This window comes from Pseudodesulfovibrio sp. JC047 (assembly GCF_010468615.1).
Taxonomy (GTDB): Bacteria; Desulfobacterota; Desulfovibrionia; order Desulfovibrionales; family Desulfovibrionaceae; genus Pseudodesulfovibrio.
Genome location: NZ_WUEH01000005.1, coordinates 174746 through 189510 on the forward strand (window position 1 = coordinate 174746; position 14765 = coordinate 189510).

Below are 14765 nucleotides of genomic sequence, written 5' to 3' on the forward strand. Positions count from 1 at the left end.
TAAACAGGTGTTTGAATCTTTTATAAATGAATTCAAAGCTCGTTTGAAGTCTTTAAACATGTCGAATATTTGTATTTTTACAAAAAAGCAAAATCAATTTGGAAGTGAGTATCGTTTCTTTGAATATCAGGTGGCGCAGTGCATGGTTCGTGCGTCGATGTTGAAAATCATGAATTGTCCGGTTTCATATCGCCTTTTTGAATCGACACATGGGATCTCGACCTTGGACTGGCTGATCATTGGTGCTTCAGTTTTTTGTCATTTCCCACACGGTTCCTTGAAATCGCACCATGTACATGCCGGTCCCGGCTGTGGAGTGAAGTTTTGTGCCAACAGCATATGCCGTATTAAAGTGCGAATCAATACAGGAATTTGATCTTTTATGCTTTCTTCCCGTTCTTCGTCGGTCAGTTTTGGGCCGAATAGGAGCTGTTCCTTGCCATCCTTGGCCAATTCGATCAGTCCGGCATCGTGAGGCAGGAATCGTTCACACTGGGTGTATAAATGAAGATAAACGGGCATCTGGACACTTCGGATTGCTGCTGCCATATCGGGTATGAGTGAGATATCAACCACGTCAGGCCCGAAGGTCTGGATACGATCCCACAGTTCCATATCATCCCACATCTTTTTTTGCGGAAGATGGCCTTGCCCCGTTTTGTAATCCAGAATGACGATTGATTCTTCGCGTTGTTCAATTCGATCGATTTGTCCGGCCAGAGGAATGGTCAGCCCGTCCACATCAACCGTGGTGGCAAGCGGTTGTTCCAATCCGAGCAGGGTTGCGGTCTGTTGTGAGGCCAGAAATTGTGTCAGACGAAAACGGCCAGTCTTTTTCAAGGCCATGCGGGTATCCAACGGCAAGCGGGAAAAAAGGTCATGCGAATTGAAGACCTCGTCAAATTTTTCCGTCAATGGAATGGGGTCGAGTTTATCCAGTTCCGTGAGTACACCGATGAACGGAGTCAAATATTCCTTGAGCACTTCGTGGACCATGGACCCGAATTCACTGCGGTCGCCGTCTTCATTGACCGTGTCCAGAGGACGTACTGGACTCAGGTAGCTGTAAAAGAACCGTTTTGGGCAGTTCATGTATTGATCTAGTCTGGAGGGAGAGAGTCCTTTGGTACAGAGTTTGTCGATCAGTGCGGCGTGGATGCTTTCCGTGATCGGGATGGCGGCTGGTGCCCCGGGAATCGAGCTGGTGGGAAAGGTCACGGCTCTGACGAGATCGCTTCCGGTCTCGATCAATTCTCTTCGTTCTTTTTCCTGTTCCCACAGGAGCTGTTCCACAAATCGACTACGCACGGACTTGGAATCCAGCAATCCGGGTTGGATGCCGTTTTGATAATAGATGACGGCCTCATCCGTTCCTTTGAGCAGCCGATAGAAGTTGTATCCCGAAACATTGTCTCGTTCTCGCGAGTCCGGCAGGCCCAGCAGTTTCCTGAGTGGGTCGGGCAAAAGCGGATCATATGGATTGGTTCCCGGAAGCCGTTCTTCCACCGCATCAAGGATGTACAGTCGTTTGAAATGAAGCAGTCGAGTTTCGAGAACTCCGAGCACTTGCAGTCCGGCTAGTGGGTCCGGTTCGAATGAGACTCGTTCAAGTGACATCATACGTCGGGCAAATGCGTGGCGGGTGGTTTGGCTGAAAGGAATGATGCTTGCCTCGGCCTGTTTCAATTGCGGTATCACTGAATTGGTCAGGCGGAACAGGCATTCGGCATCCATTAGATAGGTGTGCCAGAGCCGTTCGCCGTGGGCGTGCAGGAGTGTGGCCAGTCCGGTAAGGGCGTCTCCGAGGTCTGCCAGACTTTCAACGGGTTCAAAGCGAGTCAGGCAGCATTCGAGAATCTCCAGACGCAATGGTTCGGCGATTTTGGTATCGACATCCGTGAGCACCTCATCGCCATACGGCGGGAGCCAGTCCATGGGGTCGAGATATTTTTCGCCTTGTCGCATGGTGGATTCCCAGACGTGGAATATTCGGCGCAAGGGTTTTTCGTCCGGTCCGAGCAATCGCAAATAGGGATGCCGGATAAGGGCGATCAGGTCTTTCCAGTAATACCGGCCATCTTCACGTCGATTTTCTTGCAAGGTCAGCAAGGTCTCGACCAAACGAGCCAGCGAGGTTCGTTCGAGTGGATACCCCATGGAAATGTTGGGTTCCACATCAGGTAGGCCATGCAGGACCGGAAGGAGTGCGCCTTCATCCGGGAGGACGACTGCGGTTTCATCCAGCGTGGTCGCGGCGTTCATGTCCGTGGTCAACCCGGCCAGTTGTGAATGTCGGTCATAGCCTTCGCAAAAACGGATGGTTGGAGCGGTGGCTGGGGTATCGAATTGCAGTGGGATTTCGGCGTGTGTGTGCCACCGTTCCAGCCATGCGGTATGTTCCGCTGCACTCCAGTGTGCTCGTTCGTGATGCGCCAGTGCCGGATCACTGTGGATGATCGGATGGAGAATGTCTGCTTCCCATAGCCGTTTGAAAAAAGTGTCTTCAACGCCGCTCAAGGCATAAAATCCCGCTGCGATGATTTGTTTTTCCTGGACAGCTTCCAGAATGGCGTCTGGGTTTTCGGTGATGAATCGGGCGTCCATGCCCGAGGTGGTCCAGCCTTTCGCTGTCAGCCGGGCGGAGTACTCGGCGTGAATGGCACTGAGTTGTTCCAACAGTCCGGCAGCATAGGCCGACACTTCGCCTTCCATATAACTCAAGTCATCGGGTTCGATTTCCTGGCGCATGAGGTCATCCATGAGCTTGGCCAACCGGATTCCCCAGGGCAGGAATTGCTCATGGTCCAACTTCGGCAATTGTGAGAGGAGTGACCCTTTGGCTGTTCGAAGGTCATTGACCACAGCGCGTAAGGTTTCTACCAGATCGAGTTGGTTGGCGCGGATCGGCGGGACTGGTACCAGCGTGCGATGGAGATTTGTCACGAAATCCGCGATGGATGTCATGTGCGGCATGAACATGGGCTTGGGCAGGTCCGGATGGGTCGCGAGTAACGCCTTGACGTGCCGACGAGGCCTATTGTGCGGAAAGAGGACAATGGTGTCGCGTAAGTCGCCGCGTTCGATGAGCAATTCGGCGACAGCGGGCATGAAATCGATATGCCATGGAATAAGGGTAATGGATCGCATTTACGCATCCCTCCCGACTTCGATGATTTTCTTGAGATCGAGATAGACGAGAAACCCCTGTGGTTCTGGGATGTCCGGCATGGAGGAGAGGATTGTCATGTATTCGCTGACCTGTTCGTGATTTTTGGGGGTCGGTTGACCTGTCTTGAAGTCCACAATGGCGGTTTCCTTGCCAAGGGACAACAGGTCGATTCGTTTGAATTGGCCTTTGTCGTCCATGATTTCCGGCTCACGGAGGCCGTGTTCGAGCCATGTCCTGAGCCGGATGTCCGAGAGAGCCCAGAGGGACATTGCACGAAGCTCGTCTGTCAACTGGGTGTATTCGTTGGCGGGAAGTGCGCCGACTTCCGGAAAATCCTGAATGGCCAGTCGCATGGAGCGTTCCGTGTCGGCAGCGTCGTCACCAGTGATAGTCATGTATTCCATGGTCTTGTGGGCTATTTCGCCACGCATTCGTTCGTTGAAGAAGTAGTCGTCGAGATTGTGGCGGTAAACCCGCAATCGAGGAAGCCATTCCATGAGTCGGCTTTCCGTCTCGTCCCGGGGCAGCTCACGGGGGAGGACCGGAGTCTGCGGTTCGGACGGGCATGTTTCTGTCGGTGTGACGCCGTATTCAAAACAGCCGTTTTCATCCAGATCAAGAAATTGATTCATGGCGGCCAAGGCTGGAGACGTTGTTGGTTTTTCGGCAAAGAATCCGTAGAGTTCTTCGCGGGATCGGGTCCATGCCACGTATAACAGGTTGAGCTGTTCCCGGACCGCTCGTCCCAGACTTTCATGGTACGGGCGTCCGAGACCCTTGTTCATGGGCACGAGAACACGGTTGCCCTCGAATTCCTGCACGGAAAAATCCTGATCCGGTTTGACGGACCAATGGTGGAACGGAACAATGACCACCGGAAATTCCAATCCTTTGGATTTGTGGATAGTCATGATGCGGACCGCGTCGATGTTTTCCGGGAGCGGGACTTTTTCATCCCCGGATTTTTCAGTCCAATATTCAAGAAAGGCCGTGAGTGATCCGTATCCGTTTTCTTCGGCCAGATGGACGACTTCGAGGAATCGTCGGACGTACAGTTCGGACTCCGGGTGCCGTTCAAGGACTCGAAAGACCCGGATGGCCTCGCGGGTCAGGTCATAGGGGGTCATTAAGCCGGATTGGTTGTAAAAGGGTTCGATGAATCGTCTCCAGAGGTCGGGATAGTCTTCGCGAAATTGCACGCCCAAGGGCTTTTTTTGGGGAATGATGAGCCAATCCAGCACAGTCTCGGCCTCAAGTTCGGCTTCGGCCTGAAAGAGTTCGCTGCCGCCGATAAAGGTCAGGAAGGCGAGGTCGTCTCGTGGATAATCGAGAAAACCGAGGAGTCCGGCCAGTTGGCGAACAATGGGGTGACGATCCAGTTGCAGGGAGTTCTCCGTGATGACCGGGATGTTTTTCCGGACGAGCAGGTCACAGACCAGCGCGGCATGGCCGTGAGAGCGGACCAGAATGCCAATGTCCTTGTAATTGCGGCGCGCGGTGAGGTCGTCCATGAGACTGTTGAGCGCGGTCAGGGCATTCTCTTCGATTTCGCTGTTTTTGCTGCCCGGCAGTTGTTTCATGCGAACGTAGCCACTTGTGTCCGCTGTTTTGGGGGGCAGAGATTGACCGCACTCGGCGAAACTACGAGTCAGGTCAAAGGCGAATTCGGCCTTGAATGGTTCGTCTGCCGTGCTGAACAGGGTGTCCGCCAGTTGGCTGGTTTGGTCCATGGTTTCCAAATGGTGAAAAAATAAATTGTTGAATTCCACCACGTTTCTGAAACTGCGCCAATTGTCAGGGAGTGTTTCCGCAGTTTTTTCATCGGCAATGGGCGCGATGTCCGGTTGGGTCATGACCTCGTCAAAGAGTGAGGAGTCGCCGCCACGCCAGCCGTAAATGGCCTGTTTGACATCTCCCACGAAATACAGACTGCCGCCCTTGGCGAGACATTCCTGCGTGAGCGGGGTGATGGCCTTCCACTGGTCTCGGCTGGTGTCCTGAAATTCGTCCACAAGCAGGTGGTGCAGTCGGGAACCCAGACGGCAATATGCCTCGGAAACGCCATTTTCACCGGTAAGGAGTTGATTGACATGACCGGCCAGGCTGGAACCGAGAATCATGCCGCGTTGTTTTTGGACGGCGTCGAGTCCCGTGGTCAGCTGTTCGGCGATATCAATGGCCGGGGCCAGTGTGTACGCACCGCATAACATGGCGTGGTTGCTTTGATACTTGGCCCAGACGCGTTGCAAATGGGCGTATTGGGCTTCGACCTGTTCCGTGACCATGGGCTTGCCTTTTTTCAGCACGCAGTCGGCAAAGCTGTCCTTGTGGATCAGTTTCGAATCAGGAGGGGCGTCAAAGAGTGTGAGCGCGTCGCATTTTGCCAGAAATTTGAGAAAATTTTTGTTGGCAGGTAATCCGGTGTCGTTCAAATACACCGTCATGTCCGCAATGGCCTGTTTGAAGGCGGCGTATTCTGTGGTCAGAAGTTCTTTGATGGTCGGCTGGTCGGTGAGAAGCGGACCGGGAATATCCCGCAGGTGGTCCGCCAGTTCCTTGATACGGCTTCGGATTGCGTCCTGTATCCAGAAACCGTTTCGGCCTTCTGTGCGAATCAGCGTATCCATGGCCTTGGACAACCGTTCGTGTTCGGCTTCGTCTGTCAGGCAGATGTCCATGAAATGGTCGTAGACCGCATCGAAGAGTTCTTGCTCATCAAAGACAATTTCAAAGTCGGGGCGAATGCCGAATTCAAGGGCAAAGAGTCTGAGCAGTAAAGCGAGCAGGGAGTCAATGGTGCGGATATTCAAGCTGTGATAGCGGCGAAGAATCGCACTCAGTGTCGTGCGAGCGGCGTCTGGTGAACAGGTGTGCCGTTCTTCGCCCTGGTTGAGCGCACTGGACTTCAAGCCTTTGACCACGCGTTCCTTCATTTCGGCGGCGGCCTTGTTGGTGAAGGTCACGGCCATGATTTCCGGCCAGGTGAAACCGTGGGCTTTTTTGCCGGTGCAGATAAATGGTTGTGCCGAGTCGCTGGACGCGTCGAGCAGGGTCAGAAAGCGGCGGGTGAGTTGGTACGTCTTGCCGGAACCGGCTGAAGCCTTGATCTGTTTGAGAAGCGACATGGGTTATACCTCGTTGAGTGCTTCGGCGCGACGAGCTTTCGAGCCGGAAAGAATGACCAGAAAGACTGCCACCAGGATCAGGGCACTGCCAATGGAGCCGAAGATGGAAAAGTGTTCGCCGAAAAGAATATAGGCGGACAGGGCCGCGACCACGGGTTCAAAGGTCGCGATAATCGATGCATGGGTTGCATCCAATCGTTTCAGTCCGGCATAATAGAGGGAAAAAGCAATATAGCTTGTGACCAGAGCAAGCCCTATAAGAAGCAACCACGCCTGGGGGGTCTTGTCGGCAAAAGTCACGAATGGGAAAAGGAGTGCCGCGCCAAAGGGCAGGGCATAGACGAAAATGGTGGGGGTGGCGTATCGGTACAGGAATTTTTTCCCGAAAATGTAATAGAGCGCGTAGGTGAATCCGGAAAGCAGACCCGCAGCTAGGCCAAACAGGTTGAGATTGAAAGGTGCGCCGGTGAGCAACTGTGGCCCGAGGCTGATGCAGGCGACGCCAAGGATGGTCATGACCACACAGGCCATTTTTGTTGTGGTCAATGCTTCCTTGAGGACGAGCCAGGACAGAAGCGCAACCCAGGCCGGTGCCGTGTAGAGCAGGACGGCGGCCAGTCCAATCCCCACATCCCGGATGGCGAGTTGATATGAACCATAAAAAAGTGTGACGCAGATGAAACCGAAGCCGAACAGGGCTGGCAGGTCTGTCCGGTGAACCTTGACCTGTTTTGTCAGGCTTGCGTGAATCAGGAACATGATCCACGCAAGGGCTGCGCGCCAGAAAGCTATTTCCAGTGCGCTGATACCTTCGGCAAGAGTGTATTGCGTAAAGAGGCCGATCAGCCCCCACATGGATGCCGCAGATAAAACATACAAGAATCCGACCATGTTATAATTCGTCCTTGGAATGGTGGTACGTGTACGGGGTTGATGCGGTCAGGGACAGGGCCGTTTGGCGATCAGATCGGTTGGTTTCCCTGGAAGTGCTCCAATGGATGTGATCGGTCATGGTGGTGTCTCGTTTGCATTTGTCTGTACAGGGAACGCATTGTTTTAAGATGAATTGTATTCTGCGTCAACGCATTGGAAACCCTTGCGAGTTCCTATGGTTCAAGGATATGCTGCCATTATGGATATGCAGAAAAAACAGACGATCAGTGAAGAAGTGGACGGATTGCGGCTGGATAAGGTGCTTTCCGCCGTTTTGGATGGGGAAAGCCTTCGGTTTCGACGGCGATTGTGTGACGATGGACGCGTCCTTGTAAATGGGAGGCAACGGAAGCCCGGATACAAGGTCCATGCGGGACAGCAACTGGAAATTCGTGCAGGGAGTGAGGCGATGTCTGGAACTGACTTGGGAGTGTCTGTGGTGCATCGAAATGAGGCATTTGCGGCGGTTTTCAAACCCGGATGTGTCCATTCGGCAGCCATTGCGGGGCGGGAAATTCCCTGCGTCGAAGGGGTGTTGCCTGAATTGTTTCCTCAGAATGAACCGAGATTGTTGAATCGATTGGATTATTTGACATCTGGGCTTGTGTTGGTCGCTTTGAATGGAGATGCCGAGAACGAGTACCATACGCTTGAGGATGGTGGGTATCTCAGAAAATATTATTGTGCCGAGGTTCAAGGGCGGTTGGATGGAGTGATTTCTGTGCGACACGCGTTGGATACGGCTGACCGAAAGACCACACGCGTTTTGCCCGAATTGTCGGACGATCCGTATCGTTGGACCGATGTGACGGCGTTGTCTCACGACCATGAGCGGGATACGACCTTGGTTCAGTGCCTTATCATGAAAGGGGCCCGTCATCAGATTCGGGCGCATTTGGCCTCACTCGACCATCCCATTGTGGGGGATTCTCTGTATGGAGCAGACGACGCATCTTTTTTGCATTTGCATCATGAGCGGTTCGAATTGCCGGGATTTTCGGCTTCGGCTCCGTGTCCATGGGGACCACAGACAGAGATCTCATAGCGGGGTGTTCGAGAATCGGTCGTGGGTGATGTTTTAAAAAAAAGGCCCCGGTTTCCAGATGGAAGCCGGGGCCTTTACGTGTGGTGTCTTTATTTCTTTTTATTGAAGGCTTCCTGCAACTTGGCGCCGAGAAGGCCCATGCCACCGGAGGCTGCGGACGATTTTTGTCTTTTGGGTGCAAACTGTTTCCAGTCGCCATTATCTTGCACATCGCCAGTCGTCAGAGAGATTCGACGGTCAGTGGCCTTGACCTCTCCGATGACGATTTCAACACTGTCGCCAGCATGCAATTTTTCAAAAGCCGCTGGTTTCTCGGAGCGGGCAATGATGGATTTGGGCAACAGGCCGGTGATGCCGGGTTCGAGCTGGATGAAGATGCCGAATTGTTCTTGTTTCTCGACGGTCCCTTCAACTTTTTGGCCAGCTTGATATTTTTCGGCCACATCGAGCCACGGATCGCCTTCGGCGTCTTTCATGGACAGGCCGATGCGTCGTTTTTCGAGATCAATGGATTTGATCTTGACCGAAACCTGTTGGCCTTCGGAAACAAAATCAGCAGGTTTGTTCACGCGTTTGGTATAGCTCATTTCCGAGACATGGACCAATCCGTCCACGCCGGGAGCAATTTCGACAAATGCGCCGAAGTCTGCCAGACGCACGACCTTGCCGGTTACCTTGTCTCCTTCGGTAAAGGTCGCTGACAGGGTGTCCCATGGGTCCTGAGCCAGTTCTTTCATGGACAGGGAAATCTTGAGACGGCCCTTGTCATCATGCTCGATGCCAATGATCTTCGCTTTGACTTTTTGTCCCACAGTGACGGCTTCTTCGGGGTGTCCAATGCGTCCGTATGAAATCTGGGAAATATGGACCAGTCCTTCCAGGCCGGGCATGATTTCGACAAATGCGCCAAATGCTGCCAATCGGGTGACGGTGCCTTCGATCTCGTCGCCGACCTGTGTCTCGGACACAAATGTTTTAGCGGCTTCTGCGGCGTCGCGTTCCAGCAGGGAACGGCGGGAAACAACGATGTTACGGCCACTTTGTTCCAACTTGGTCACGAGGAATTCCAAGGTCTTGCCGACATATTCCTCGGGATTTTCCACATAACGGCTGTCGATCTGGCTGACCGGACAGAACGCGCGGTGCTGCATCAATGTGATGTTGAAGCCACCTTTGCAGGTGGATTCGACCTTGCCTTCAACGGGCAGGTTGCTGTTCTTGGCTTCTTCAAGCATGGCCAGTCCACCAATGCCGGAAATGGCACGGGATAACTTGATACCGCCCGAGTCTTTGCCAACCACGTAGAGTTCTACAGTGTCGCCATCTGCGACAGTGCAATTGCCTTCGTCGTCCAGCATTTCCGCTTTTTCCACCACGCCATCCAGCTTGGTGCCTGTGTCCACGAAAATGGTGCTTTCTCCTACCTGGATGACTGAGCCTGAAACCTTGTCGCCAATGTTCAGATTGTCTCCGCCACCTTCGCTGTACTGTTCAAACAGTTCGGCGAAATTCTCTTCGCCTTCTTCGACGCCGTTACGCTCTTTGAATTCTTCGGACACGATGATTACCGTTCTTTAAAAAGGTTATGTGAGAAGTGCCTTGGCAAAATCTTTGCCGTTAAACGGACGAAGATCTTCCATCTTTTCGCCCAGGCCGACGTAGGTTATCGGCAGTTTGTTTTGCAGAGTCACTGCCACCACTACACCGCCTTTGGCCGTGCCGTCCAGTTTGGTCAGGATGATTTCATCCACGCCCACTGCTTCGTTGAACAGTTTGGTCTGGGACAAGGCGTTTTGGCCGGTTGTGGCATCAATAACCAGCACGTTGCGGTGAGGAGCACCTTCGTGCTTCTTGCCGACGACTCGCTGGATCTTTGTCAGTTCTTCCATCAGGTTGGTTTTTGTATGCAACCTGCCTGCCGTGTCAAGTAGCAGCAGGTCATATCCTTCACTGATCGCCTTGTCCATGGCCTCGTAAGCCACGGCAGCCGGATCAGACCCTTCTGCTTTTGCGAAAAAACCTGCGTTGATACGGTTGGCCCAGACTTCAAGTTGCTCGATGGCAGCCGCGCGGAATGTGTCTCCGGCAGCGATGAGCACCTTTCTGCCTTGCATTTGGGCGCGATAGGCCAGCTTGGCAATGGTGGTGGTTTTACCAACGCCGTTGACGCCCACCATCATCAGGACTTCGGGAGGGTTTACGGCCTCAATGCGGGGTGGAACCTTGAAGATATCTTCCAATTCATCCCGGAGGATGGCCTTGAAGTCATCTGGGTTGTCGGTTCCTGCCTTGCGGGCGCGGGCCTTGAGGTTGTCCATGAGCTGGTTGGCCGCTTCCATGCCGACATCTGCCATGATGAGAATTTCTTCGAATTCTTCCCAGAATTCATCGTTTAACGATGTGTGGCTGGACAGCAGGGTATCAATGCGCTTGGTAATTTGCTCGCGGGTTTTGGAGATACCTTCGGATAATTTGAGGAACAGCCGATCGCGTTCGTCTTCTTCATCCTCCAGGTCCAGGGCCAACGCCAGTCTGAATTGCAGCTCGGATTTGAATTCGGCAACAACGACGTACCCCATTTCGTCGAGCCATGCGTCAAATTTGGCGATGAAATCTTTGGCTTCGGCGTCTGGTGCGCCCAGGGCTTTGAAAAGAAACGCCAGTCGATCCCAGAGGGCAGGGCCTTTTTCATCCACGCCTTCCACAATGATATTTAACCATTGAGAAAGTTTTGGTTCTGCCTGACGCAGAGACAGCGTCAGCCCGGCCTGCCAATCCGTTTCAGGCGTGGGCGCGGCGTCAGTTTCCGTTTGCGGAGCCGTTGCAACTGTCTGTTGTACGGCAGGAGATTCAGGCTCGGAAGCGGAATGCTCCTCGATTTCTATGCCTTTTTCTCTTTTGTATTCGTCAAGAGCCTGCTGGGCCGCGTCTTCCGGGCTTGACCAGGCTTTTTTCAGTTTGCTGAAAAATCCCATGAGGACCTCATGATTTTGATATCGTTGTTCGTTAGGGCGTAGTTAATAGCCTACCTGACTTGCGGTGGCAATAGAGGATATGATGCTTCAGGATGTTGCCATTCTTCGAGTGAGACGCTAGGAACAGAGAAAAATTATCGAAAGGATAGTGTCTATGAAACGAACCAAGATAAAAGATGCGCTGAACGCAACGGCTCCCATGGATGAGATTCTCATCAAGGGATGGGTTCGTTCCAAGCGTGACAACAAGGGTTTTTCTTTTGTGGCTTTGAATGATGGCTCCTGTTTGGCGACCATTCAGGCAATTGTTGACCATACTCCGGAGATCGAAGAAGCCTTGTCTCGGATTGGGACCGGGGCATCTGTCGGGATTGTTGGTGAATTGGTCGAATCGCCGGGCAAAGGACAGAAGTGGGAAATTCGTGGGAAAAAGCTTGAAGTGATCGGTGAAGCGGATCAAGAAACATTTCCCCTTCAGAAAAAACGGCATTCGGACGAGTTTCTGCGTTCGATCGCCCACTTGCGGCCACGGACCAATAAATATGGGGCCATGTTTCGTATGCGGTCCGCCTTGGCGCAGGCTGTCCATAAGTATTTTTCCGAAAAAGATTTTTTCTACATTCATACCCCCATCATCACCGGGTCCGATTGCGAAGGTGCCGGAGAGATGTTTCGAGTGACCAGTCTGGAGGCCGGTTCCCAGTTGCCGCCCGAAGAAGATTTTTTTGGTCAACCGTCACAATTAACCGTGTCAGGTCAGTTGTCCGCCGAGATGTTTTCCCTGTCTTTGGGCGATGTTTATACCTTTGGGCCGACATTCCGTGCCGAAAATTCGAACACGCCGCGTCACGTGGCTGAGTTCTGGATGATCGAACCGGAAATCGTTTTTTCGGACTTGTCTGATGACATGGACCTTGGCGAAGACATGATTAAATACCTTGTGGCTCACATGCTCGACAATTGTGCCGAGGACGTGGAGCTGTTTGCCAAGTGGGTGGACAAGGGACTCATGCCGACGTTGCAGACCATTCTGGACAAACCGTTCGAGCGAGTACCGTACACCGAGGCCATTGAGATTCTCAAAAAGACCAAGAAAAAGTTCGAATATCCGGTGGAGTGGGGCATGGACCTCCAGACCGAGCATGAACGATTCCTGTGTGAAGAGAAATTTAAGAAACCCGTCTACGTGTACGATTATCCCAAGACCATCAAACCCTTTTATATGCGTATGAACGATGACAACACGACCGTTGCCGCCATGGATTGTCTCGTTCCCCGCATTGGAGAGCTGATCGGCGGGAGCCAGCGTGAAGAACGTATGGACGTGCTGGTGGCGCGCATGGATGAAATGGGGCTGAACAAGGATGACTATTGGTGGTATCTTGATTCCCGCAAGTACGGGACCGCACCTCATGCTGGGTTTGGCATGGGTTTCGAGCGGATGCTGATGCTTGTCACGGGTGTCTCCAATATCCGTGATGTCATGCCGTTCCCTCGGACGCCAAAGAGCCTCGATTTTTGAAGTAAACAGAGAACGTTTGAAAGAAAGGCCCGGTGCAATAGCTCCGGGCCTTTTATTTATTTGAGGGGAAGATAGATGTCCGTTTGCAGTTCTTCGGGCGGTGTGTTGTCCGGTGCATTCAGATATATCTCGAAACTGGGACCTTCTTTGAGTTCTTGGCCGCTGGTGGGGAGCCATTGGCCCATGAGTTTCCCATATGCCTGTTCCAGTTCGCTGTATGGACCACAATGTCGGGTGACAGCATAGTCTCCGCCAGACAGGGTTTGAATTCCGATTTCTCCTGCTCCTTCAACATCGGCGTGAACGGTGAAACAGGCATCGTAGCGAATTTTATCCGCAGGCGTGACTTGGGGATCATCATAACAGATGCCGATGAATTTCGGGAGCGGGTCAAAAAGCCCTTTGGGTTCAGCCCATGCGCAGAGCGTTTCCCATGCTTGTGTGCAGTCCTTGTAGGGACCGACATGTCTGACATAGGCCACTCGTAACGGAGCAATTCGTTCAATTTTCACTTTCATGGAGACTTCCTTTTGTTGGGTAATGGTTAACCTGATGCGCGCATTTTCAGGGAGATAGTGAACCGAGCCGGAAAGTCTTTTGTACAAATTTTTCCAGTGGTTCTCCTGATATTTGGAAGGTGGACAATCAAACATTTTCTTGAATGCCCGGCTGAATGACTCCACCGTTTCATATCCGGCATCAAAAGCTGCGACCGTGACAGACGATGTCCCCATCGCCAATCTGGTTGCGGCTCGTTCCATGCGGATTCGACGAATGTGTTCGATGACGGTTTCGCCGAACATGCCTTTGAATATCCGATGAAAATGAATCGGAGAAAAAAAGGTCATGGCAGCAAGTGATTCAAGCGTGAGATCTTCGTCAAGATTCGCTTGAATATGACGCAATACCAAATGCATTCGTTCAAAGTAGAGATTTTTGGTGGTGTCTTTCATCGTGCTTCCCATTGCGTGCAGGGTACGGACGTCTCATGAGAGATACTTGATGTTTTCTGCCGTTTTCACATTTGCCCAGTATAGGCCATCTGGTCTTTTATTTCAAAACGATTGATGAGGTCTGGTCGATGATTTATTTATTTGATTAATTCAAATGAATGAAAAGAGTGTAAATGTATGAAAAAAAAGAGAATATCTCCGAAAGAACCCTAACTTTAATTGTTTCTGTCAGGTATACATCTCTTCGAAGTGTATGGATTTGAAGGGACCAGGACGCGTGATCTGGCTGAAAAGGCCGGAGTCGATCAGGTAGCCATACCGTTAGCGGGTATCGGCGTTGTTTGGGAATGATCCGATTTTTGGGGTGGAGTTTATTAAAATGCGTGTGCGAGAAGGGTGTACTCCGCAGGAAGGGGCCAAACTTGCGAGCAGGGTCCTATTTGGGCGGTGTTTTTGTTTTCTTTTATAATGATTATAGGCGTTATTCTCGTGTGAACCGAGCGGGGCTTATTGGTACAAATCATTATATGGTTGTGCGTTAGTCTGTTTTTTGGCCAGCTGACATCATTGGTTTTGGTACTTCTTTTGGTTCCCGGTTTGTATGCCATTCTTGGCGATTTTAATCTGACTTCGACGACCTCATGTGAAGAAGGTCTGGCTGATAAAAAAAAGTGTGTAAAATTATATGAGTTATTTAAGATGTTTATAGTTATTATAAAAAAAGAATGCGAAAAATAGTGAAAAACAGCTTGACCTCTCGTGGCGATTCCCATAGAATGTCTTTCGCCGCACGGGAAAGCCCAACAGGACATCCCCGGCGGCTTGTTCTTTCTTAAACATACGGAACAGTTGGACGCATTTTGGTTTTTGAGAAAAAAACAAAAAGTAGTTGACAGTCGGTCTGGAAAAATCTAGATTGTACTTTCCTGCAAAACGCAGGGTGTTCTTTGAGAAAAAGACAGAATGGTCTTTGACAATTAAATAGCGAGTTGAGCAAATAAGATCACGATAATCACAGCCCGTTTAATTACGAGTAAGAATAA

At 51.7% G+C, this 14765-nt stretch carries 8 protein-coding genes; 2 read left to right on the plus strand and 6 right to left on the minus strand.

Annotated features, from left to right (window positions below; genetic code table 11):
* Positions 1-258: 258 nt before the first annotated feature.
* Genes GO013_RS05025 through GO013_RS05035 form a run of 3 tightly spaced genes read right to left on the minus strand, consistent with a single transcriptional unit; the run spans position 259 to position 7185 of the window.
* A complete protein-coding gene (locus tag GO013_RS05025; protein WP_163808957.1) occupies positions 259-3147 on the minus strand; it encodes a PD-(D/E)XK nuclease family protein in 2889 nt (962 codons plus the stop codon).
* Positions 3148-6294, minus strand: coding sequence for a UvrD-helicase domain-containing protein (locus GO013_RS05030; RefSeq protein ID WP_163808958.1), 3147 nt, complete (start codon positions 6292-6294; stop codon positions 3148-3150).
* Positions 6295-6297: 3 nt separating this feature from the next.
* Entirely contained in the window at positions 6298-7185 is an 888-nt protein-coding gene (locus GO013_RS05035; protein WP_163808959.1) for an EamA family transporter, read from the minus strand.
* Positions 7186-7402: 217 nt separating this feature from the next.
* On the opposite strand from GO013_RS05035, the gene GO013_RS05040 reads away from it, so the two are divergent.
* Complete coding sequence (locus GO013_RS05040; protein ID WP_239057746.1) at positions 7403-8272, plus strand: RluA family pseudouridine synthase; 870 nt, start codon at positions 7403-7405, stop codon at positions 8270-8272.
* Between the two features lie 89 nt (positions 8273-8361).
* Here the strand turns inward: GO013_RS05040 and GO013_RS05045 are convergent, their stop codons facing one another.
* Both GO013_RS05045 and ftsY read right to left on the minus strand, forming a co-directional pair.
* Positions 8362-9831 (minus strand): 30S ribosomal protein S1, encoded by a 1470-nt coding sequence (locus tag GO013_RS05045; RefSeq protein ID WP_163808960.1) that lies wholly within the window; start codon positions 9829-9831, stop codon positions 8362-8364.
* Between the two features lie 24 nt (positions 9832-9855).
* Positions 9856-11247, minus strand: a complete 1392-nt coding sequence (gene ftsY, locus GO013_RS05050; protein WP_163808961.1) for a signal recognition particle-docking protein FtsY — start codon at positions 11245-11247, stop codon at positions 9856-9858.
* Positions 11248-11401: 154 nt separating this feature from the next.
* Here ftsY and asnS point away from each other — a divergent pair, with 154 nt between their 5' ends.
* Entirely contained in the window at positions 11402-12769 is a 1368-nt protein-coding gene (gene asnS, locus GO013_RS05055) for an asparagine--tRNA ligase (protein ID WP_163808962.1), read from the plus strand.
* A gap of 56 nt (positions 12770-12825) precedes the next feature.
* Here asnS and GO013_RS05060 read toward each other — a convergent pair whose 3' ends face one another.
* A complete protein-coding gene (locus tag GO013_RS05060) occupies positions 12826-13722 on the minus strand; it encodes an AraC family transcriptional regulator (RefSeq protein ID WP_163808963.1) in 897 nt (298 codons plus the stop codon).
* Between the last annotated feature and the right edge of the window lie 1043 nt (positions 13723-14765).